The following is a 21628-nucleotide window of genomic DNA, read 5'->3' as shown; positions in this document are numbered from 1 at the left end:
GCCATGAGCCTGCATCAAGTGCGCGTTGCCGCGGTGGTGGACCAGGGGCATCGCCAGCGTGCGATCCGGCTGGAACCGATCGATGCCGAACTGCCTGCCTTCGAGGCCGGCGCGCACGTGGACCTGCATCTGCCCGACGGCTTGATCCGCCAGTATTCGATTGCCAGCGCACCGCATGTGCGCGATCACTATTTGCTATGCGTCAAATTGGCCGACGCCTCGCGCGGTGGCTCGCGGCACCTGTGCGAGCAGCTCAGCACCGGCGACCGCTTGCAGATTTCCAGCCCGCGCAATCTGTTCCCGCTGCATCCGGGCGAGCGGCATGTGCTGCTGGCTGCCGGTATCGGCATCACCCCGCTGCTGTCGATGGCCGAAGCGCTGGAAGCACGTGGCGAGCCGTTCGTGCTGCATTACTATGCACGCCGGCATGCCGATGTGGCCTTCGTGCAGCGGCTGCAACAAGGCTTCAGCCATGGACAGGTGCACGTGCATCTGAGCGATGGCGGGCAGAGTCCGCGCGTACATGTGCCCGACACACTCGTCCAGGCAGGTGCGCGCGATCAACTGTATCTGTGCGGGCCGGCGGCCTTCATGGATCACTTCACCACGCTCGCCCAGGCGTACGGTTGGTCGGCGGCGCAGCTGCATCGCGAACATTTCGCCCCCGCCGCGCTCAGCCTCGCGCACGATGCCGACCACGCCTTTGAAGTGGAACTGGCCGCCAGTGGCCGCGTGGTGCAGGTGCCAGCCGATTGCAGCATCGCCAGCGTCTTGCTGGATGCCGGTATCGCGGTGCCGCTGTCCTGCGAACAAGGTATGTGCGGCGCCTGCCTGACCGGCGTCATCGCCGGCACGCCGGATCACCGCGACAGTGTGCTCAGCGACAGCGAGCGCGCCGCCAATGCGCAGATCACGCTGTGCTGCTCGCGCAGCCGTTCGCCGCGCTTGGTGCTGGATCTTTGATCGCTTTGTGCGACATGCGCGTACGCAGACAGGACGACAGCGGGCGCGCAGGTGGGTGATGCGGATAACGCGGCAGCGCGATGCACGCACCAGCGCCGCCGAAGCCTGCGGACAGGCGTGGGCGCCACGTCTTCTTGCACGGGACGATTGAGGCCGGCACAGCGCAACGTTGGCACGACCCCAGCCAGGCAGGTGCTTGCATGCCTTCCTGCTACGCAAGACGCAACGCGCCTGCAGCGCATTCCGTGCCCAAGGTCCGTGGCAACCGCCGCCGCACAGTGCAAGATGATCGCCCCGCGCGCGTCCACCGCTACCGCGCGTGCCTCCCTGTGTCGATGAGATGTCTGCCGATGGTTGTTTGTGTGATCGCCTTCGCCCGCCTTTGCCGGGGCGCACGCTGATGCGCTGGCAAGGATTTGCGCTTGCCGCCAATGGCAGCAGCGTGCGCACGGAGGTTCTGGCCGGCGCCACTACCTTCCTGACGATGGCCTACATCGTCTTCGTCAACCCCGACATTCTGGCCACCACCGGCATGGACCACGGCGCGGTGTTCGTGGCGACCTGTCTGGCCGCCGCGCTCGGCTCGCTGTTGATGGGCGTGCTGGCCAACTATCCCATCGGTATGGCGCCGGGCATGGGCTTGAATGCGTTTTTTGCCTTCTCGGTGGTGGGCACGCTGGGCTACAGCTGGCAGCAGACGCTGGGGCTGGTGTTCGTGTCTGGCTGTGTGTTTCTGCTGCTCAGCGTCACCGGCGCGCGGCGCTGGCTGGTGGATGGCATTCCGCCCGCGTTGCGCAGTGCGATTGCGGCAGGTATTGGCCTGTTCTTGGCGTTGATCGGCCTGCAAAAAGCCGGGCTGGTGGTGGCGCATCCGCAGACACTTGTGACCCTGGGCGACCTGCATCGGCCCGAACCGCTGCTTGCGTTGGCGGGGCTGCTGCTGATCGGCGTGCTGGAAGTCCGCCGCGTGCGTGGGGCGATGTTGCTGGGCATCCTGGCGGTCACCGTGGCGGCGCTGGCGCTGGGTCTGGTGCAGTACCAGGGCGTGCTGTCGCTGCCGCCGAGCCTGGCGCCTACCCTGCTGCAGCTCGATATTGCCGGCGCCTTGCAAGGCCATGGCGGCAGCGGCGCATTGACCGCCGTGCTGCACGTGGTGCTGGTGTTCGTGCTGGTGGAGATGTTCGATGCCACCGGCACCTTGATGGGCGTGGCCCAGCGCGCCGGCCTGTTGCGCACCCCGGCGCACCGTCGCCAGTTCGACCGCGCCCTGCTCGCCGACAGCACCGCCATCCTGGCCGGCTCGCTGCTTGGCACCTCCAGCACCACCGCCTACGTGGAAAGCGCTGCCGGCGTGCAGGCAGGCGGGCGCACCGGCCTCACCGCGCTGGTGGTGGCAGCGCTGTTTCTGCTGGCGCTGTTGTTCTCGCCATTGGCGGCGATGGTGCCGGCGTATGCCACCGCACCGGCGCTGATCTACCTGGCGTCGGTGATGCTGCGCGAGTGCACGCAGATCCAGTGGGACGATGTCGGCGACGCACTACCGGCCGCGATCTGCATGCTGGCGATGCCGCTCACCTACTCCATCGCCACCGGCCTGGCCTTCGGCTTCATCACCTACGCAGCACTCAGGCTGGGCAGTGGCCGCTGGCGCGCCGTGCATCCGGCCACCTGGGCGATTGCCGGCCTGTTCGTGCTGCGCTATGCGTTGGAATGAGCGGATCGCCGCAGCTATTTCAATTTACACCCCACTGGCCACGCGCAGCGTCGCGCGGCAAGCTGCATCGCAATCGGCAGCGCCACAGCATTGCCGCCTCTTTCCCAGAGTTCACCGCATGCCACATCGTTATCGCTGTCTGATCCTTGCCTTGTGCACCTTGTTACCAGGCATGACGCTCGCACGTCCTGCGCAAGCGCCCGCGCAACCACGCGAGCAGCAGGTGGCACAGTTGTTTCACGACGCGGCCGCGCAACCTGCGCAATTGCGCGCGTGGCTGCAAGCCATGCCCAAGGGCGGCGACCTGCACAACCATCTCTCCGGTTCGGTGTATGCCGAGGACTATCTGCAATGGGCCAGCGAAGACGGTGCCTGCGTGCAGCTGGACGACCTGAGCCTGCGCGCTGCGCCATGCGGTCGGGGGCAGGAGCCCGCACGCGGGCTGGCCGCGCGCAATGCGGCGCTGTACGGGCGGGTGGTCGATGCATTGTCGATGCGCAAGTTTCTCCCCAATGCTGCCCAGCCCAGCGGGCATGACCAGTTCTTCAGCACCTTCGGCAAGTTCGACGCGGTAGTGCGTGCGCGTGTGGCAGACACCGTGGCTGCGGTGCTCGACCAGGCCGCACGCGACCGCGTGCCGTATGTGGAGATCATCGCCAACCCGCCGCAGATGGATCAGGCAGCGCAGCGCATGCAGTCGCTGCCGTGGAGCGGCGATGACGATGCCGCCAACCTGCGCACCCTGCAGGACGCCTTGCCGCCGCTGGTACAGGCCGCGCAACGCGAGCTGGCGGCTACCGATACGCAAGTACGCCGCGTCCTGCGCTGCGACCAGGCCGATGCGCACGCCGGCTGCCAGGTGAGCTACCGCTACGTGCCCTATGTGCTGCGCGTGCTGCCGCAACCGATGGTGTTCGGGCAGATGGCGCTGGCGCATGCCCTAATCGCCGCCGGCGGCAGTCGCGCGGTGGCGGTGAATATCGTCGCGCCCGAGGACCACCCGGTGGCATTGGCCGATTACACCCGGCATATGGCGATGTTCCGCTTCTTCGCTACGCGTTATCCGCGGGTGCCGCTGTCCTTGCATGCCGGCGAGCTGACGCTGGGGTTGGTGCCGCCTGCGCAACTGCGCTCGCATATCCGCCAGGCCGTGGACGCCGGTGCGCGGCGCATCGGCCATGGGGTGGATCTGCCCTACGAAGACGATGCCAATGGGTTACTGCAACAGATGCGCAGCCAACAGGTCGCGGTGGAAATCAACCTCACCAGCAACGATGTGATTCTGGGCGTCAAGGGCGCTGCGCACCCGCTGGCGATGTATCTGCGCGCCGGTGTTCCGGTGGTGCTGTCCACCGACGATGCCGGCGTTTCGCGTGCGGACATGACCCACGAATATCAGCGTGCCATGCAGGAGCAAGGCATCGACTACCCGACTCTTAAACAGTTGGCACGCAACGGCCTGAGTTACAGCTTTCTGCCCGGTGCCAGCCTGTGGACCGCCGAAGGCGCCGCCGTGCCAGCCTGTGCCGCAGCGATGCAGCGCGAAACCGACGATGCGGCCTGCGCCGAGTTCCGCAAGGCCAGCGAGAAGGCACGCTTGCAATGGCAGCTGGAAACCGACCTGGCGCAGTACGAGCGCACGTTGCTGGCGCAACGCAACTAGGGCCGAGACCACGTATATGAAACACCCGATATGCGAACGCGTCTGCGCGCGATGGGCTTCATCGATACAGCGTCATCGCGCGCAGGCACGCTCCTACGCATACGAGGTCCGCTCCATCGTCGCCGCACTGCCGTCCTTTTCCCGACCCAAGCGCAATGACCAACTAGCGCGCTACCAGTGACCCACGCATCCCCAACCTATCGGGCACCCTCACCTAACGCATCACCCGCAGAAAGGGGCTAGCGTCCAGAGCACAACACGCTGAGACAAAATCGCCGCATTTTCCCGCCTCATCGTGCTTTGATCGCGCATCCGCAGCGTCGCCTGGCCCCACAGCCGCGGGCGCCGCGGTCCAGCAACGCAGCACACACCCGCCGCACTCCCAGCAACCCAAGGTGACCCCATGCAACTCCCAGCGCAGTGGCAGGCCGGCATCGATCGCAATAGCGAGGTCCTGCGCGGCCACGCGCAGCTACTCGCCAACTTCATCGTCCCGCGTCCCGCATCACCGGACACCACCACCCCGCGCGGCCAGATCGCAGCGATTGTCAGCACCACCCGCAGCCAGCCCACGCTGGTAGCACGTCATGCCACCCAGACGCTCACGCGCATCAACCAGGCCAACGACCGCCTATGTGCGATCACCCGCCTGCTGCCCGCACGCACCGCTGCCGATGCTGCGCGCGTGCAGGCCGCGCTGGCGGGCGGCAGCGATGGCGGTGCGTTGGCCGGGGTGCCGTTCGTGGTCAAGGATCTGTTCGACGTCGCCGGCCAGGTCACCACCGCTGGCGCCGTGGTCCGCGCGCAGTGCGCGCCCGCCAGCCGCGATGCGGCGGTGGTGCAACGCCTGTGCGACGCCGGTGCGGTACTGGTGGGCACCGCCAACATGGACGAATTCGCCTACGGCTTTGCCACGGTCAATGCGCATTACGGCACCACCGCCAACCCGCACGATCACCGGCATCTGGCCGGTGGTTCGTCCGGCGGCTCGGCGGCAGCGGTGGCGGCCGGGCTGGTGCCGTTTGCACTCGGCTCGGACACCAACGGTTCCATCCGCGTGCCGGCCGCACTGTGCGGCGTGTACGGCCTGCGCCCCACCCATGGTGCCGTGCCGCTGGAGGGCGTGTTTCCGTTCGTCGATGCGCTGGATGTGGTCGGCCCGTTCGCTAACTCGGTGGCCGACCTGCGCCGCGTGTACGAGGTCATGCACGGCCATGCGCTGCGTAGTTGCAACGTCGCCAACCTGCGTATCGCACGGCTTGGCGGCTGGTTTCAACGCAATCTCGATCCCGAGCTGGATGCCGGCATCGGCGCGTTACTGTCCGCGTGCAACAGCAGCACGCTGGTCGAATTGCCGGAAGCAGAGCGCGCCCGCGCCGCCGCCTTCGTACTCACCGCGGCCGAGGGCGGCCACCGACATCGCGCAGCGCTGGGCACGCATGGCGATCAATTCGACTCGGCCACGCGCGACCGCCTGTTCGCCGGTCTGCAGCTGCCGGCCAGCGCGGTGGCGGATGCGCACCGCTTCGCGCACTGGTTTCGCGCAGCCATGCAACAGCTGTGGGACGACGTGGACGTACTGATCGCCCCGGCTACACCCTGCGTTGCGCCGCGTATCGATCAGGACACCATCGTGATCGATGGCCTGCCCGTGTCTGCGCGCGCCAACCTCGGCATCTTCACCCAACCGCTGGGCCTGGCCGCCTGCCCGGTGCTGGCCGCACCGTTGCCGCGTCCGGGGCGCCTGCCGCTGGGGGTGCAGTTGATCGCCGCACCCGGCCGCGAAGACCGCCTGTTCGCGCTCGCCGCACAACTCGAGCGCGACGGCTTGCTCGCCTTCAGCGCGCCGCCGGAGACACCCTGATGCTGCACACCTTGCGCGCACGTCGCGGCATGGTCGTCGCCCCGCACCATCTGGCCGCTCAAGCCGGGCGCGACATCCTGCGCGCCGGCGGCAACGCCATCGAAGCGGCCGTCGCCACCGCCGCCTGCCTGGCCGTGGTGTATCCGCACATGACCGGGATCGGTGGCGATGGCTTCTGGTTGATCCATGAGCCCGATGGCCGCGTGCACGCCATCGATGCCTGCGGCCGCGCCGCGCAGGCGGCCACGCTGGACTTCTATCGCGGCCACACTCAGATCCCCTGGCGGGGCCCGGGTGCAGCCAACACCGTGGCTGGCACCGTCTCCGGCTGGGCGCTGGCGCTGCAACAGGCCGGTGGCGCACTGCCCTTGCCGCAGCTGCTGCAAGAGGCCATCCATCACGCCGACGCAGGCGTCCCCATCACCCTCGGCGGTGCGCAGGTCGCCGCCAACAAGGGCGATGCACTGCGCTGCCTGCCCGGCGCGTATGCGCGTATCTTCGAGCCACGTGGCGCGCCCCTGCACGAAGGCGCAGTGCTGCAGCAGCCGCAACTCGCGCGCACCCTGCAGCGGCTGGCAAGCGATGGGCTGGACAGCTTCTACCGCGGCGCCCTGGCCGACGACATCGCCGCCGATCTGCACACGCTCGGCAGCCCGCTGCAGGCTAACGACCTGGCCGCGCACAGCGCCGACGCCAGCGTACCGCTGTCGGTCGCCATCGCCGGTGCGCGCTTGTACAACCATGCACCGCCCACCCAAGGATTGGCCTCGCTGCTAATCCTGGCCTTGTTCGATCGCCTGCATGCCGATCAGCCGGACAGCTACGCGCATCTGCACGGCCTGATCGAAGCCACCAAACAAGCCTTCCTGATTCGCGATGCGCACATCGGCGACCCGTCCTGGATGTCGCTCGACGCACAGGCGCTGCTCGACGATAGCGCCGCGCTCGACGCACTCACCGCACGCATCGACATGACCACCGCATTGCCGTGGCCGCAACCCTCGCAGGCTGGCGACACTGTCTGGTTCGGCGCCATCGACGCGCACGGCCGCGCGGTCAGCTGCATCCAGTCCACCTATTTCGAATTCGGCTCCGGCCTGGTCCTGCCACGCACCGGCATCACCTGGCAAAACCGCGGTTGCAGCTTTCGTCTCGCACCCGATGGCTGGAACGCCCTCGCCCCAGGGCGCAAACCCTTCCACACGCTCAACCCCGCGCTGGCCACCTTCGACGACGGCCGCGTCATGACCTACGGCACCATGGGCGGCGAAGGCCAACCGCAAACCCAGGCGGCGATGTTCTCGCGCTACGCCCGCTACGGCATGCCGCTGCAACAAGCCATCACCGCACCGCGCTGGCTGCTCGGCCGCACCTGGGGCGAAGACAGCACCTCGCTGAAGCTGGAAGACCGCTTCAATCCGGCCGTGGTGCAGGCACTACGCGACGCCGGACATGCAGTGGAACTATTGCCCGCCTATACCTCGGTGATGGGCCATGCCGGTGCATTGGTGCGCGAGGTGGATGGCGTGATCAGCGGCGCCAGTGACCCGCGCTCCGATGGCGCGGTGGCTGGGTGGTGATGGTTGGGGCTTGGAGTCATCCAAGCGGGCCGACAAGATCAGGGAAGCCAAAACTTAGCGCGTTTTCCGACCCTGGGTACCACACAGATCAAATGCGGACTGACGCATCCTAGGCCGCAGCTCAAAGATTGCACATCACCCTATCGATCTTCAGTGCGCCTGAGGGTCGAAGTACGCCTGCCAGGACAGAGGCGAGGCCTGACATGATCGTGCCTTGTCGAAGAACGTCATGGCGTCCTTGCCGCTTCTGGAGTTGAGCAGTGCAACCCCGAGATTGAAGAAGGTATTTTTGTCTTGTGAGCCGTGCGCTATCGCATGGCGCAAGTGCAGTGCGGCGTCTGTGTGCTGGCCTTGATCGCAAAGAACCGCACCCAGACAGGTGCGCAGAAGCGGGTTGTCTGAATCGTCCACCAGCGCTTCGGAAAGCAGCCGCTGAGCTTGCGCAAGATTCGCCTCCCACTTCTCTGGAGAGAGATATCCCTCTTGGACCAGCATGTTGCAGGCTTCTACAGTCTTCATTGGCGGCGCGCTTCTGTTTAGACGACACAGGTAAATCTTGATCGCAACCGAGCCGAATCGCTGCAATGGCATGCCCGTTCTTGGCTCGGCAACTATCCTCGCAAGTGGCTCTACATCTTCCAGTGCTGGCTGGGCGACACGCAGCCGATGGCGTTTTTTTGAAATCCACCGCCTAGCAGGGAGCCACGACGATTGACCTGTTCTCTCGACGCGGTGTGATTGTATCGGTGCTCCTCAATGGGTAGGCAGGCCGGCATGGTGAGCCATCAAGGCTGAGACGTGTCGAAGCAAGCCACCTTCAGCCGCGCACGTTCTGCAGAGAACCTTGGTCATCCAGGCCTATGCCAAGCTGTAGCTCACACCGCTGCAGACCACCAAGCTGCGCCGCGACTGCCCGGCGCTCAAGAACAAACGTTGACCGACACCCCAATCGAACACGCACGCGAGCAGAAAGCCTGCGCAGCAGCACCAGCTGGCGCTTAGGATCGAGATTCCGGCCGAAGCAGGCCGACAAGGTGAACATGTCATAGACTCTGGGCATGCTCTCCAAGGCGACCATAGCGGACCCAACTGCGCCAATCACTGGACAGTGATGCACTTGCTTTCTTGGGCATGCGGGGCGATGAGTAGGGACATCGCCACGCTTATTTCGACAGACGCATCAAACCTTCCACCAAGGAGAGCCACATGACAGATCAAGAAGACAATCAACCGAGCCTGGAAGACGTCAAGCTGGCGTTCGACGGCCAGAGCCTGGATTGGTATCTGCAGAAGCTGGTCGCAACCGTCAACACCTCGAACGTGCAGTTCGGTATCACGCTGTTTGTGGAAGGCATCATCGTTTCCGGCCAGCTGGTTAGCGGGAAGCAGTATTTCGAAGCGTTTGCGCAGGAATTTTCCGCTGCCTATCCCGGCGACGCCGAGGAAAAAGAGGATATCCGTCGCGCGTTCGCCAGCCATGCCAGCATCTACGACACCGAGGACGATGCGCAGCAAAGCAGCAGGCCGCCGCAGTTCATTCACCTGATCGAGTCACGTTGCTTCTCGCCCGGCGGCCAGCCTCTGCCGAGCAACCGCGGCGTGCTGTGGCGCGGCAAAGTGAATGCCGTGTCCGGCTTTACGCTGGGATCGCTGTCGGCAGACTAAGCCCAGCACGCTCCGCTTTGATGTGAGGTGCTCGCCACCTCACATCAAACTGTTCGAACGGATCTCCAGGCATGCTGCAGCGCTACGCAACGGCGAAAGCGGCGTGCGTTGCCGCCGTCGTTCCAGCCAGCAATCGCAGCATGGCTGCATCGTTGCCACCCGCCGACATCTCGGTGGCATCCAGTTGTGGCGTCCGCTTAACGTAGTCGATCGGTGCAAGCCATGCACCGGACCATGACTGAGGCCAGGGTTCTTAACGCCTTTTCGTGTTCGACTCTCCCTCCTAGATCAAGCGCGGCACGACGCGGTCCGTGCGCGCATCGCGCAGCGGCTCGCCGCGTCACCGCCAGGCTTGCGACGATGTCGTTGAACCGGCGAAGCGCCTCACAGGGAGAACACCATGGCGACATTCAACGTAGCAATCGATTCACTGGGCGTAACCCCAAGCGAGCCATCGCCGAATGCGGTCGGCATCTGCCTCTCCGGGGGTGGCAGCCGTGCACTGTCGTGTGCGCTGGGCCAATCGCGCGGGTTGCGCTCTCTGGGGCTCCTGGACAACGTGGCTGCGATCTCTTCGGTATCTGGAGGCACGTGGGCCAATGTGTTGTTTAGCTATCTGCCGGAATCGATCAGTGACGACGACTTCCTGGGGCCGGTGGTACTGGACCCATCGCAGCTCACCCTGGACGTGCTTTGGCAGATGGGGGACAGCTGTCTTGGTCAGGTGCCGTATCGGCTTGGCACGCTGCCGATCGTCAATGAACTGGCCGAGTACCGGCTGAGCGAACGCTACGCGCCAGCGGATATGTGGCAGGCGGTGATCGGCAAGCTGGTGCTTAAGGATTTCGGCTTGTGGAATCCTGATGCAACGGGCGTGGATCCGCATTATTTCACTGGCACGGCGGCGTACCTGGCGAAAGGCCCGCTGGTGCGCAATCTGCAGCTGACCAAGGACGACTTCTACACCCTCCGCGATGGGCGACCGTTGCCGATCTTCAATACCTCAGTCTTCCTCAACGATAGCGTGAGCTCGGATCTGGTGCCGTTCGAGGCCAACTGGTTGCTCGGCGTACGTGGCATTTTCAACCAGCCGGAGCAACTCGGCGTCATTGGGGGAGGCTTGATCGAATCGTTTGCGATGGGGGGCGATTACATCGCCGACAACGGTGCGGGCGAGGTCACCACCAGCGTGCCGCTGCGTGCCTTCAGCCTCAACGATATTGCCGGTTGCAGCAGCATGGCGCCGGCCGAAGATTTTGAAGAGAAGTTTCCCGAGATCAATGGCCTGGTGCCGCGTTATCCGTACTGGCCGGTCGATGGTCGTGCGAGCCAACCGACGCAACGTTACCGCTTCGCTGACGGCGGCAACCTGGAGAACCTGGGTATCATGCCGCTGCTGGCGCGCGGTATTCCGCGCCTGTTGGTGTTCGTCAACTCCGATCAAGGGGTCAACATCGATCCAGAATCGGGGGAGACGGTGGTGGCCGATGACCTGCCGCCGCTATTCGGGCTGCAGCCATTCTGCGACAAAACCCGCAGCTATCCGGCATACGCAAACGCCCAATTGTGCGAGGACGCCAACGGCATGTTCCGGCACAGCCAGGTGTTCGACACCGCCGCATTCGATGCCTTGAAACAGGGGCTGCTGGCGGCCAAAAAATCCGGCGGTTCGCTGCTGGTGCGGCAGACGTTGGCGGTGCTGGCCAATCCATGGTTCAACGTGCCTGCGCAGCAGTCGGTCGAGGTGCTGTGGGTGTACAACGATCTGGTGCGTGCATGGTGGAAGCAGTTGCCGGATGAAACACAGGCCGACCTGGATCTACAAAGCGTTGACGATTTTCCGCTTTATGGCACGATCACCCAGCTGCATCTGTCCTATACATTGGTCAACGCACTGGCGCACCTGAGTTGCTGGAACCTTGCCTCCGATAGCACGGTGGGCAATCCCGATGGGCAGAGCAATGCCGATGTGGTGCGTGGCATGTTCGCTTGATGCGTGTACGGCGACATGGCCGCGAATGCAGCCACTCGCCAAACGGGGCCGGAGCGCCCTTTAGCAGACAGCATCTGCCTGCAAAGAACGCTCAAACCCCGCGCTGATGCCAATGCCAGCTTTGAATAACACGCTGCATTGGCACGCCACTTACTGCTTTGGCTTGCTAGCCGCCTGCTTTGGCTTGCCGGCCGCATCACGCGGCGGCGCATTTTTCACGTAACGGTCGAACCAGTCCAGCATCTCGGCGACCACGTCTTCGGTGGATTCGCGTGCGGTATACCAGTGCGGTTCGAACGGCAGCAATACCAGCCGTGCGGTGCCGCCGTTGCCACGAATCGCCTGAAACAAGCGCGGTGCCTGGGTGGTTTCGGTGCCGGGGTTGGCGTCGTCCATGCCGTGCACGATCAACAACGGCTCGTTGATCTTGTCGGCGTGGAAGAACGCCGACGCCTGCGCGTAGATCTCCGGCGCGGCCCAGAACGAGCGGCGCTCGCTCTGGAAACCGAACGGCGTCAGCGTCTTGTTGTAACTGCCGCTGGTGGCGGCGCCGGCGCGGAACAGGTCGGTGTGTGCCAACAGGTTGGCCGTCATCAGCGCGCCGTGGCTATGCCCGGTGACGCCGATACGTTGGCGATCGACCACGCCCAACTCCACTGCCTTGTCCACCGCGGCGGTGGCGTCGTCCACCAGCTGCTGCAGGTAAGTGTCGTACGCGGTCTTGGGGTCGCCGACGATGGGGAAGGCGGCATCGTCGATGATCGCGTAACCGGCCAACAGCAGCACTTGGTAGTAGCTGAGGCGGGTGAAGTCGCGCTCGCTGGCGCCGCTGACCTGGCCGGCCTTGGAGGGGTCGGCATAGTCGAGCGGGTAGGCGTACAGGATCGCCGGTACGCGCGTGCCTTCCTTGTAGCCGGGCGGCGTGTACAGGGTGAACGATAGCTCCACGCCGTCCTTGCGCTTGTAGGTCACCAGGCGCTTCTTGATCTGCCGCACCAGCGGGGTTGGATCCGGGAAATGGGTGACCGGCGTGGCAGCGGAGACAAGGATCGCCTCACCGGTCGCCGCCGTCGGCAACGGCTGGCCCAACGTGCGCATGTACACATTGGGCGGGTCGGTCGGCGACTGGTGCCAGGTCAGCAAGCGCGACACGTCGTCGCCGGCAAAGCCGAAGAACAGTTCGTCCACACTGGCGTCGCTGCGGAACAGTCGCTGGGTCTTGCCACTGGCCAGCGCATAGCGATCCAGAAACGGCCGGTCGCCCGCCGGTGAGGCGCCCTGCCCGCTCAGGAACAACGCACCCTGTTCTTCGCGCAGTACGGCCTGCCCGTTGGCCAGCAGATGCGTTTCCGGCACGCCGGGATCGGCATACAGGTCATCGGTGGACAAGTCGAACAACACCCGCCCGGCAGTGCCGGGGCGGTCGGCATCCAGCAGCGTGGTGCGACGCCAATGGCGGTTTTCGTCGTACTCGTCCAACAGCGCCCGGCCGCCTTCGGCAAACCACGACAGGCCGGCATAGCGCTGCTGCACGCGCGTGAGTTCACGCGGCTTGGCGGTGAACGGTGCAGCCAGCGTCATCAGCTTGTCGCGCGCGGGCACGCTGGTTTTCCAGTCGCCCCCATCCAGCGCCTCGGCCCAGACCAGCGTGGCCGGTTGATTGGCACGCCAGGAATAGGCGCGCGGGCCAATCGCAACCCCTTGCACCGGCACCCGGTCGGCAACCGGCAGATCGGCCAGCCTGCGCTCGCTGCCGTTGGCCAGATCCAGCACCGCCACCTCGTGGGCGAAGCGCGCATAAGTAGTGACGTAGGAATACGGCTGCTTCAACCGCTCCACCAGCACGTGGCGGCCATCGGGCGCGCCATCCACGGTGCTATAGACCGCAGGCGAACCGAGCTTGCGTTGGTTGCCGGTGGCCGCATCCACCGTGAGCAGCTGGGAGGTGGCGTAGTAGCTAAACAAGGCCTCGTCTTCTGGGCTGGAGAGCGTGTCGCGCGCCTCGTAGGTGCTGCTTTCGCCCTTGCCCTGGATGGTTTCCTTGACCTCCGGGCCCGGTGGCACCGCCGCCTTGCGCGGGGCGGCGCCCAGGTCGTGCGGCACCGTCTTCAGCAGCAAGGTGTCGCTGCCGCCCAACCACTGGATTTCGCCACCCAGCACCGGGTTGAGTTGCACACCGTCGATCTTGCGCACGCTGCCGGTGGCGACCTCGCCCACCCAGAGCTCGACGCGATCGGCGGCCGTGTTGTTGAAGGCGAAGCGGCGCCCGTCCGGCGACCACACCGGCGCTGCCGGGCAGGCGCCGGCCGGCAGGGTCACCGCGGTCTGCTTGCCAGTGGCGACGTCGACCAGGCTGAAGCCTTCCAGGCAGGAACGAATGCCGTAGCCGCTGGACATGTCGTGACGGCTATGCGTGCGCGGCTCCACCCGCACGCCGGCCAGCTTCAGGTACGGCTCGGCCACGCGCGCGATCGGCGGATACTGCGTGCGCTGCACCAGCAACAGGGTCTTGCCGGTGGGATCCAGCCGCGGCGATGGATTGAGCGGCGCGCGCAACACGCTCAAGAGCGGCTCCGGCGGCTGCCGGTAACCGCCATCGGGCGTGCCGGCAAAGGCAGACACCGGCAACAGGCTGGCAAGCACCAGCCACCCGCTCCATCGGTACGCGCTGAGCATCTCGGTCGTTCTCTGGGCAATGATCGCAGCAAACTAGCACGCGCCTGCAGCCCCAGATCTGCGTGCGCACGCAGCCCTGTCGCCATGTCCGCAGCACGCGTGCAAACGCGCCGGTTACGCCGATGCCGTGAGCGTCCGCTGCAGGAACTCACCGATGTACTGCGCGATCTCCGGCGCATGCGTTTCCAGCGCGAAGTGCCCCGTGTCCAGCAGATGGATTTCGGCTTTCGGCAGGTCCTTGGCATACGCCTGCGCACCCGCCGGAATAAAGGCCGGATCGTGTTTGCCCCACACCGCCAGCAACGGCGGCTGATGCTTGCGGAAATACGCGTGGAATGCCGGATAGGCCTCCACATTGCTGCGGTAATCCAGGATCAGATCCAGCTGGATGTCTTCCGCACCGGGGCGCGCCATGTACGCGATGTCCAATGTGTAGCCATCGGGGGAGAGCTTGCTCGGGTCGGCACCGGTGCCGTATTGCCAGTCGCGAATGGTCTGCGGCGACAAGGTGGCGCGGCACGCTTCACGATTGGCGTCAGTCGGGTCGCGCCAATACGCTTGCCACGCACCCCACTGGTCGCTGAAGCCGTCCAGGTACGCATTGCCGTTCTGGCTGATGATGGCGCTCACCTTGTGCGGGTTTGCCGCAGCCAGGCGAAACCCGACCGGCGCGCCGTAATCGAACAGATACAGCGCGTAACGGCGCAGTTCCAGCGCTTCGGTAAAGCCCTCGATCACCTTGTAGAGCTGTTCGAAGGTGTACTCGAACTGCCCGCGTGGCGGCGCCTTGGTATTGCCGAAGCCCGGCAGGTCCGGCGCAATCAACCGGTAGCGGCTTGCCAACAACGGCATCAGATCGCGGAACATGTGGCTGGCGCTAGGGAAGCCATGCAGCAACAGCAACACAGGCGCATCCGCGCGCCCGGCTTCGCGATAGAACACCTCGACATCGCCGACGCGTTGCGTCTTGTAGGTCACGTTGACACTTGAATCATGAGACATAGCGGCTCCTTTGTTGGTCTGCGTGTTGCCGGAAAGCGCGCCTGCATGCAGGCTGCCGGCGCCCAGCGCGACTGCCGTTCCGATGCATGAAACAAGCATCTTGCGGCGGCCGAGTTCAATCGCGTGATCGGCATTGAGCGTGATGGGTAAATCGGACTGCGTCATGGCACGTCGAAGATCGGATGAAGTGATCGACATGCTAGGCCTCGCTTCGCAGCAGCAGAACCACCGCGCCCATCAATTGACCATTGCGGCGCTTGCAATGCTGCGGCGCCCCCTGCACACGCCCTGCCCTGCACCGTGCATCAGCGGCGCACTGCTACTCTGTGGCGATAACCAGGCGTGAGACACCGGTGGACCGCATCCAGGAAATGACGCTGTTTGCCGCACTTGCAGAGCAAGCGAGCTTTGCCGGCGTCGCGCGCCGCCTTGGCATTTCCACCGCCACGGTGACGCGCACCATCGCACAGCTGGAAAATCGCCTCGGCGTGCTGCTGGTGGTACGCACCACCCGCACCATGCGGCTCACCGAGGCTGGACAGCAGTACGCCATCGACTGCCGACGCCTATTGGCCGACCTGGAGGATGTCGAAAACACAGCAGCCGGGTTGCACGCACTCCCCAGCGGATCGCTGACGGTGACGGCTCCGCAGATGTTCGGCGCGTTGCATGTCATGCCGGTGTTGACGCGCTTTCTCAGTCGTTACCCAAAGGTCACAGCACGCGCCATTCTGGCCGACCGCGTGCTACCACTGCTGGACGAGGGCATCGACGTCGCGGTGCGCATCGGCGCACTCCCCGATTCATCGTTGACCGCGATCCCGGTGGGGAGCGTGCGTCGCATGGTCTGCGCGTCGCCGGGCTATCTGGCAGAACACGGCATTGCGCAGCATCCAGACGATCTATCGCAGCACCGCACCCTCTCGGTCGCATCTTCGGAGCGCGCACCCAAGTGGCCGTTTCGCATCGATGGGCGTGAGTCTCTGGTCGAGGTTGGCTCACGCCTCAGCGTGACTTCGTCCAACGCCGCCATCGGCGCCGCAGTGCAGGGCTGGGGACTGACGCAAGTGCCGTCTTACCAGATCCGCGAACACCTCCAGAACGGCACACTCACGTGCATCCTCGAGACGTTCGAGATCGCATCGGAACCGGTACATGTGGTCTATGTGGAAGGCCGTCGGGGCTCATCCAAGGTGCGCACGTTTGTCGATGACTGCGTGGATGCCCTGCGGCAGGATCTGATTGCTGCTGCATCGCTGAGCTAGACGTTTCGCCGTCACTGTTTTCGGGTTGTCCCCTCATGCAGCGGTTAGCCAGTCCGGCCAAGTCGACGGGATTGCTGCATTGCGCCTGCTCGATGAGTGCACCTAAATAACGGCCAACAGTGCTGGCCTAGCTAGCCGCGGCTGCATTGCCGAGACAGCCGATGCCCGGCGATGCATGCGCACGCAAGATGCGTACGCCACGGCGTTAAACAGCGCCCGTCACCGGTCACGTTGACGCAGCGGACTTCGCAAGTCCCCAGGCAGCCGTTCGGATTGTCGATGCAACGCCAGTCTGGCGACAGCGCTGCACGGGGCTACACCGCGCCTACCCAACAACACCCTGCCCGGCCGATTGCCCGGGCATGGCGCCCAGCCAACCAGTCCTTGGCAGGACCCGATGCCGAGCATCAGCAAACGCTTGCTTTTTTAGATGATGATAATCATCATAAATTCCATCTCAACCCGAAGACCTGTCATGACCACGCGTCCCACTGTTCTGATCACCGGCGCTTCCAGTGGCATTGGCGCCGTCTATGCCCAACGTTTTGCGCAGCGCGGCCATGCGCTGGTGCTGGTGGCGCGCGACAAGCAGCGCCTGGAGGCATTGGCCGCCCGTTTGCGCGACGCCCACGGCGTCACGGTCGACGTCTTGCAGGCAGACCTGACCAGCCACTCTGCGTTGGAGGCGGTCGAGGCGCGCCTGCGCGACGACAGCCAGATCGAGATCCTGATCAACAACGCCGGCATTGCGCAGTCCGGTGGGTTTCTGGACCAGGATGCCGCCAGCATCGAGCGCCTGGTTGCGCTTAACACCACCGCACCGACCCGCCTCGCGGCGGCGGTGGCCGCGCGCCTTGCCGCTGCCGGTCGCGGCGCCATCGTCAACCTCGGCTCGGTGGTCGGGCTGGCGCCGGAGTTCGCCGCCACCGTCTATGGCGCGACCAAGGCCTATGTGCAGTTCCTGTCGCAGGGCCTGCACGTGGAACTCTCGCCCAAGGGCGTCTACGTGCAGGCCGTGTTGCCGGCCGCCACCCGCACCGAGATCTGGGAGCGCGCCGGGATGGACGTCAATGCATTGCCCGAGGTCATGGACGTGGAGGAGTTGGTCGATGCGGCGCTGGTCGGTTTCGACCGCCGCGAGCTGATCACCATCCCGCCACTGCACGTGGCCGAACGCTGGGACGCACTGGACGGCGCCCGCCAGGGCCTGCTGTCGGACCTGCGCCAGGCGCATGCAGCCGAGCGGTATCACACCAGCACCTAAGCGCAATCCACAACGCGGCTGCACGGGTGAGGCGACAACAGCCCTGCACGCCGCGCGTCAGCCGGCTGCACAGCAACACAGCCACGCGTTATCGCACGCTCCACGTGTGGCAACGCGCTCCTTCTTCGCCGTGACCATCGAGAACATTCCATGACATCCAAGCATCCCGTGGCGCTGGTCACCGGCGCTTCTTCAGGTATCGGCCTTGCGGCGGCCACGCAACTGGCTGCGGCCGGCTACACCGTCTATGGCACCAGCCGCCGCGGCGCCGATGCAGGGCAGCGCGGCTTTCCGTTGCTGGCGCTGGACGTCACCGACGATGCGTCGGTGCAGGCCGCCATCGCCACGCTACAGACGCGCGAAGGACGCATCGACCTGTTGGTCAACAACGCCGGCATCGGCATCACCGGGGCCGCCGAGGAAAGCTCGATCGAGCAGGTGCGTGCGCTGTTCGACACCAACGTGCATGGCGTAGTGCGGGTGACCAATGCGGTGCTGCCGATCATGCGTGCGCAACGCAGCGGACGCATCCTCAACGTGGGCTCGGGTCTGGGCTTGCTGCCGGCACCCTTCAGTGCGTACTACTCGGCCACCAAGCACGCGCTGGAAGGCTATTCCGAATCGCTCGATCATGAAGTGCGCGGCTTCGGTATTCGCGTAGCGGTCATCGAGCCGGGCGCCACCAAGACCGGTTTCGAGTCGGGCACAGCAACGGCGGACCGCCTGCTGCCAGCCTACGATGCGCTACGCGCCAGCTACCAGCGCGCCTACGACACGGCGATGGCGGTTGCCGACAGCGCCGACAGCGTGGCCGAGACCATCGTGCGGGCGGCCCGCGACCAGCACCCCAAGCTGCGCTATCCCTCGGGTAAGTCGGCACGGCAAGGCGCATTCGCCCGGCGCTTTTTGCCACGCGCGTTGCTGGACAAGGTGCTGCACAAGCAATTCGGCATGGGCTGATTCCAGCCCTGGCGTACGCGCCGCGCAAAGCTCAGCTGGCGCGTCGCTTAAGGCAACGCGCTTTGCGTGTTGCTGCGTCCGTGCCGGCGAGGGCGCTGGCATCACGGCTGTAGCCGCGCGCCGTTGCTTGCCACCAGCGACGACGCCAGCAACAACACGCTTGCCCCAATGAATGTGGCGCCGATCGACAGGTGATCCAGCAGCACACCGCCCAGCGCGCCACCGAGCATGATGGACAACTGGATCGCAGCCACCATCAAGCCGCCGCCGCTTTCCGGCGCATCCTTGATGCAGCGGCTCAGCCAGGTGGACCACGCCACCGGAATTGCCGCGTTGAGCGTGCCCCAGGCGATCATCGCCACCGCCACCGCCCACAGCACGTGGCCGCCCAGCAACATGCCAAGCGTGACGACGCCCAGTGCGGCCGGCAACACGCTGAGCAGGCCGAACAGCCGCTTGGCGACCAGCGCCGTGGCCGCGTAGGTGCCAACGAAGCCGGCAAGGCCCAGGCCAAGCAGCAACAACGAGAGCTGCGACACATCGACCTGCGCGACGGTTTCCAGGAACGGGCGGAAGTAGGTGAACGCGGAGAATGCGCCAGCAAAGCCGAGCATCACCGCGAGCATTGCGCGAGCGACGTAGCGGCGCTTCAACAAGCGAGCGATATCGCGCAGCGAACTGGCACCTTGCGCCGGCATCGACGGCAGGCTGCGCCATTGCCAGGCGATGGCCAGCGCCACCAACGGCACCATGCCCCAGAACACACCACGCCAGCCGATGATGGCACCGAGATAGCTGCCCAGCGGCGCGGCAAAGGCAGTCGCGACGGCATTGCCGATAAACACGATGCCCAATGCCTTGGGCACGGCATGCTCGGGCATGATGCGCATCACCGTGGCGGTGGACAGCGCCCAGAACCCACCGATGGTGATGCCGAGCAAGGCACGCGCGACCATCAACATGCCAAAGCTGTGCGCGCTGGCAATCAACAACAACGACAGCAACATCACCGCGCTCAGGCCCAGCAATACATGGCGCCGGTTCAGACGCGACGACAGCGGCGCGATCAGCAGGCTGGCGATCACCGCAAACAGGCCGGAGATGGAGATCGCCTGCCCGGCCATGCCGGCGCTTGCGTGCAAATCGGCGGCGATCGGCGTCAGCAGGCTCACCGGCATGAATTCCGATGCGATCAGCAGCGCAACGCACAGCGACATCGAGCCGACCGCGCTCCAGGTCTGACGGGTCGCGACAACGGCATCGGGCTGGGCTGTATCGGTGGTCAATGTGTTGGCTGGCATTGGGAAGCCTTAGGTAAGAGACAGTGCACACGGCACATGGGCGCGCTACGGCGCGCAAGCGACTGTGCTGTTCGGGATGGATGCGCTACGGGCGGCGATGGACTGCACCGGCCCGCGCTTGCGTCGGCCGCATGACAAACGTGATGCAGCGCATGATCGCGGCGCCGGCGTACGCGTGTCTGGAGGTTGTGCAGATTACGTGGTCCGCGTGCGCGGAGTAAGACGCCTGCGCCGCACGGGCTTATGAGGTGCACTCATGAGCGTGGTCTGCGGATGATCGTGGTGAAGCGCGCGATGCACGGCAGTTCGACGGTGCGTCCATACAAACACGGGCCGGGAGATCGAATGCAATGCTGGTGCAGCCTCCATCCAGACGCCATCTTTGCCGCAGCTGCGCGGCTGCGGCGCCGGTTCTCAGGTTCAACGCCCTGGCTCACGGTGCCGCCGTTCGACTCACATCAACAACGCCTGGCACATCTCTGCAGGGCCATGCCACGCGTCGCACGCCTGCACCGACTGCTCCGCCATCACACGCGCGCATCAGCCTTTGTAACGCAATGCATCCAGCACCAGATTGAACGCTGGCGACGAGTGGCGGCGGCTGGGATAGAACGCATGCAGGCCCGGCCAGGTGGGCGACCAATCCTTCATGATCCAGCGCAGGCGTCCGGCCTTGATATGTGCGCGGGCAAGATCTTCCTGCACGAACGCGATGCCGAAACCATCGACGGCCGCGTCCACCGCTTCATAGGTGCCGTTGAAGGTCAGCTGGCCCTGCACGCGCACGATGACTTCGCGGCCGTCCTTCTCCAGCTCCCAGGCGTAGATGCCACCGGCGGTTTTCATGCGCAGGTTGATGCAGCGGTGCGCGGTGAGGTCCTGCGGCGTTTTCGGCAGCGGCCGGCGCGCCAGGTACGACGGCGATGCAACAAGCGCCATGCGCATGTCGGGCGCGATGCGCGCGGCGATCATGTCCTTTTCGACCTGGTCGCCCAGGCGCACGCCCAAATCGTAGCGATCGGCAACGATGTCGGTCAGTCCATTGTCGATGAACATTTCAACGTTGATGTCGGGGTATTGCTGCAGCAGCTTGGACAGCTTGGGCCACAGGATCGCGCGCGCGGCATAGTCGGTGGCGGTGATGCGCACGTTGCCTGCGGGGGTATCGCGCATTTCGCTCAGCGCCGACAGCGCGTCTTCGATCTCCGTAAATCGCGGCGCCACCGTCTGAATCAGACGCTCGCCCGCCTCGGTGGGTGCCACGCTGCGGGTGGTGCGCGTCAGCAGGCGCAAGCCCAGCGTGGCTTCGAGCCCACGGATGGTATGGCTCAACGCCGACTGCGAGACGCCCAGCGTGGCCGCGGCCCGGGTGAAGCTGCCTTCGCGGACGATGGCGATCAGCGCCAACAAATCCTTGAAATTGTCGCGCGCCATTGGTGAATCTCTTTCATGGAATGCGCCGACTGTAGCAGCCGTTTGGATTCGAGGCGGCACAGTGATCGTCCTTCTCCTGCGGGGCTCCAAGGCACGGCGTGCGCGCCCCTGGAGTGCCTGCATTGGTGCGCCCGCGCCGCAAGCGTGGGCCGGGGGCGTGGAGCCGGGGTTGGGGAGGGAGGGCTTGGCGAAGCAGGCGGTGCCTCGCTTCTATAGGCGCGTGGCAAGGCGTTTGTCCTTGCAGGGACTGACAGCTCTCTGCAGCACCCCCTCATCCGCCCTTC

16 protein-coding genes are annotated in these 21628 nt (G+C 65.3%); 10 read left to right on the top strand and 6 right to left on the bottom strand.

Going from position 1 to position 21628, the window contains the following annotated elements; all coding sequences use genetic code 11:
* Positions 1 to 3: 3 nt before the first annotated feature.
* The 5 genes from ACZZ0O_RS07460 to ggt all read left to right on the top strand — a co-directional run bounded on the left by ACZZ0O_RS07460 (position 4) and on the right by ggt (position 7784).
* A complete protein-coding gene (locus ACZZ0O_RS07460) occupies positions 4 to 963 on the top strand; it encodes a PDR/VanB family oxidoreductase (protein WP_463590421.1) in 960 nt (319 codons plus the stop codon).
* Between the two features lie 400 nt (positions 964 to 1363).
* Positions 1364 to 2677, top strand: a complete 1314-nt coding sequence (locus ACZZ0O_RS07455) for an NCS2 family permease (RefSeq protein ID WP_463590420.1) — start codon at positions 1364 to 1366, stop codon at positions 2675 to 2677.
* 118 nt (positions 2678 to 2795) lie between these two features.
* The gene (locus ACZZ0O_RS07450) at positions 2796 to 4340 is read left to right on the top strand and encodes an adenosine deaminase family protein (protein WP_463590419.1); all 1545 of its coding nucleotides are present in this window, start codon (positions 2796 to 2798) and stop codon (positions 4338 to 4340) included.
* 403 nt (positions 4341 to 4743) lie between these two features.
* Positions 4744 to 6204 (top strand): AtzE family amidohydrolase, encoded by a 1461-nt coding sequence (locus tag ACZZ0O_RS07445; protein ID WP_463590418.1) that lies wholly within the window; start codon positions 4744 to 4746, stop codon positions 6202 to 6204.
* Positions 6204 to 7784, top strand: a complete 1581-nt coding sequence (ggt, locus tag ACZZ0O_RS07440) for a gamma-glutamyltransferase (RefSeq protein WP_463590417.1) — start codon at positions 6204 to 6206, stop codon at positions 7782 to 7784. The genes ACZZ0O_RS07445 and ggt overlap by 1 nt, the downstream gene beginning before the upstream one ends.
* A gap of 150 nt (positions 7785 to 7934) precedes the next feature.
* On the opposite strand, the gene ACZZ0O_RS07435 is transcribed toward ggt, so the two are convergent.
* Together ACZZ0O_RS07435 and ACZZ0O_RS07430 are read right to left on the bottom strand one after the other, a co-directional pair.
* Positions 7935 to 8303, bottom strand: a complete 369-nt coding sequence (locus tag ACZZ0O_RS07435) for a tetratricopeptide repeat protein (RefSeq protein WP_463590416.1) — start codon at positions 8301 to 8303, stop codon at positions 7935 to 7937.
* 298 nt (positions 8304 to 8601) lie between these two features.
* A complete protein-coding gene (locus tag ACZZ0O_RS07430) occupies positions 8602 to 8826 on the bottom strand; it encodes a hypothetical protein (protein ID WP_463590415.1) in 225 nt (74 codons plus the stop codon).
* Between the two features lie 164 nt (positions 8827 to 8990).
* Here ACZZ0O_RS07430 and gvpU point away from each other — a divergent pair, with 164 nt between their 5' ends.
* Both gvpU and ACZZ0O_RS07420 read left to right on the top strand, forming a co-directional pair.
* Positions 8991 to 9449 (top strand): gas vesicle accessory protein GvpU, encoded by a 459-nt coding sequence (gene gvpU / locus ACZZ0O_RS07425; RefSeq protein ID WP_055853542.1) that lies wholly within the window; start codon positions 8991 to 8993, stop codon positions 9447 to 9449.
* A gap of 601 nt (positions 9450 to 10050) precedes the next feature.
* Positions 10051 to 11442, top strand: coding sequence for a hypothetical protein (locus ACZZ0O_RS07420; protein WP_463590414.1), 1392 nt, complete (start codon positions 10051 to 10053; stop codon positions 11440 to 11442).
* Between the two features lie 150 nt (positions 11443 to 11592).
* Here the strand turns inward: ACZZ0O_RS07420 and ACZZ0O_RS07415 are convergent, their stop codons facing one another.
* Positions 11593 to 14118, bottom strand: coding sequence for a S9 family peptidase (locus ACZZ0O_RS07415; protein ID WP_463590413.1), 2526 nt, complete (start codon positions 14116 to 14118; stop codon positions 11593 to 11595).
* 114 nt (positions 14119 to 14232) lie between these two features.
* Positions 14233 to 15120, bottom strand: a complete 888-nt coding sequence (locus tag ACZZ0O_RS07410) for an alpha/beta fold hydrolase (RefSeq protein ID WP_463590412.1) — start codon at positions 15118 to 15120, stop codon at positions 14233 to 14235.
* Positions 15121 to 15491: 371 nt separating this feature from the next.
* Between ACZZ0O_RS07410 and ACZZ0O_RS07405 the strand changes: the two genes are divergently transcribed.
* The 3 genes from ACZZ0O_RS07405 (at position 15492) to ACZZ0O_RS07395 (ending at position 18609) form a co-directional block, all read left to right on the top strand.
* Positions 15492 to 16385 (top strand): LysR family transcriptional regulator, encoded by an 894-nt coding sequence (locus tag ACZZ0O_RS07405; protein ID WP_463592413.1) that lies wholly within the window; start codon positions 15492 to 15494, stop codon positions 16383 to 16385.
* A gap of 475 nt (positions 16386 to 16860) precedes the next feature.
* Positions 16861 to 17649, top strand: a complete 789-nt coding sequence (locus tag ACZZ0O_RS07400; protein WP_115558763.1) for an SDR family NAD(P)-dependent oxidoreductase — start codon at positions 16861 to 16863, stop codon at positions 17647 to 17649.
* A 150-nt stretch (positions 17650 to 17799) separates the two neighbouring features.
* Positions 17800 to 18609, top strand: a complete 810-nt coding sequence (locus tag ACZZ0O_RS07395) for an oxidoreductase (RefSeq protein ID WP_311239146.1) — start codon at positions 17800 to 17802, stop codon at positions 18607 to 18609.
* A 101-nt stretch (positions 18610 to 18710) separates the two neighbouring features.
* Here the strand turns inward: ACZZ0O_RS07395 and ACZZ0O_RS07390 are convergent, their stop codons facing one another.
* Positions 18711 to 19910, bottom strand: coding sequence for an MFS transporter (locus ACZZ0O_RS07390; RefSeq protein ID WP_463590411.1), 1200 nt, complete (start codon positions 19908 to 19910; stop codon positions 18711 to 18713).
* A gap of 540 nt (positions 19911 to 20450) precedes the next feature.
* Positions 20451 to 21344 (bottom strand): LysR family transcriptional regulator, encoded by an 894-nt coding sequence (locus ACZZ0O_RS07385; RefSeq protein WP_115526780.1) that lies wholly within the window; start codon positions 21342 to 21344, stop codon positions 20451 to 20453.
* Positions 21345 to 21628: the final 284 nt, after the last annotated feature.

This window comes from Xanthomonas sp. AC360 (assembly GCF_979258225.1).
The sequence above is the reverse complement of the archived record's forward strand: the minus strand, read 5'-3'. Positions and strand labels throughout refer to the sequence as shown.

What these genes read in the sequence shown, in the direction of transcription:
- ACZZ0O_RS07400 (WP_115558763.1), top strand. Translation starts at nt 16,861, where the DNA reads ATGACCACGCGTCCCACTGTTCTGATCACCGGCGCTTCCAGTGGCATT.
- ACZZ0O_RS07410 (WP_463590412.1), bottom strand. Translation starts at nt 15,120, where the DNA reads ATGTCTCATGATTCAAGTGTCAACGTGACCTACAAGACGCAACGCGTC.
- ACZZ0O_RS07435 (WP_463590416.1), bottom strand. Translation starts at nt 8,303, where the DNA reads ATGAAGACTGTAGAAGCCTGCAACATGCTGGTCCAAGAGGGATATCTC.
- ACZZ0O_RS07430 (WP_463590415.1), bottom strand. Translation starts at nt 8,826, where the DNA reads ATGTTCACCTTGTCGGCCTGCTTCGGCCGGAATCTCGATCCTAAGCGC.
- ACZZ0O_RS07415 (WP_463590413.1), bottom strand. Translation starts at nt 14,118, where the DNA reads ATGCTCAGCGCGTACCGATGGAGCGGGTGGCTGGTGCTTGCCAGCCTG.
- gvpU (WP_055853542.1), top strand. Translation starts at nt 8,991, where the DNA reads ATGACAGATCAAGAAGACAATCAACCGAGCCTGGAAGACGTCAAGCTG.
- ACZZ0O_RS07460 (WP_463590421.1), top strand. Translation starts at nt 4, where the DNA reads ATGAGCCTGCATCAAGTGCGCGTTGCCGCGGTGGTGGACCAGGGGCAT.
- ACZZ0O_RS07405 (WP_463592413.1), top strand. Translation starts at nt 15,492, where the DNA reads ATGACGCTGTTTGCCGCACTTGCAGAGCAAGCGAGCTTTGCCGGCGTC.
- ACZZ0O_RS07445 (WP_463590418.1), top strand. Translation starts at nt 4,744, where the DNA reads ATGCAACTCCCAGCGCAGTGGCAGGCCGGCATCGATCGCAATAGCGAG.
- ACZZ0O_RS07385 (WP_115526780.1), bottom strand. Translation starts at nt 21,344, where the DNA reads ATGGCGCGCGACAATTTCAAGGATTTGTTGGCGCTGATCGCCATCGTC.
- ACZZ0O_RS07390 (WP_463590411.1), bottom strand. Translation starts at nt 19,910, where the DNA reads ATGCCAGCCAACACATTGACCACCGATACAGCCCAGCCCGATGCCGTT.
- ACZZ0O_RS07455 (WP_463590420.1), top strand. Translation starts at nt 1,364, where the DNA reads ATGCGCTGGCAAGGATTTGCGCTTGCCGCCAATGGCAGCAGCGTGCGC.
- ACZZ0O_RS07450 (WP_463590419.1), top strand. Translation starts at nt 2,796, where the DNA reads ATGCCACATCGTTATCGCTGTCTGATCCTTGCCTTGTGCACCTTGTTA.
- ACZZ0O_RS07395 (WP_311239146.1), top strand. Translation starts at nt 17,800, where the DNA reads ATGACATCCAAGCATCCCGTGGCGCTGGTCACCGGCGCTTCTTCAGGT.
- ggt (WP_463590417.1), top strand. Translation starts at nt 6,204, where the DNA reads ATGCTGCACACCTTGCGCGCACGTCGCGGCATGGTCGTCGCCCCGCAC.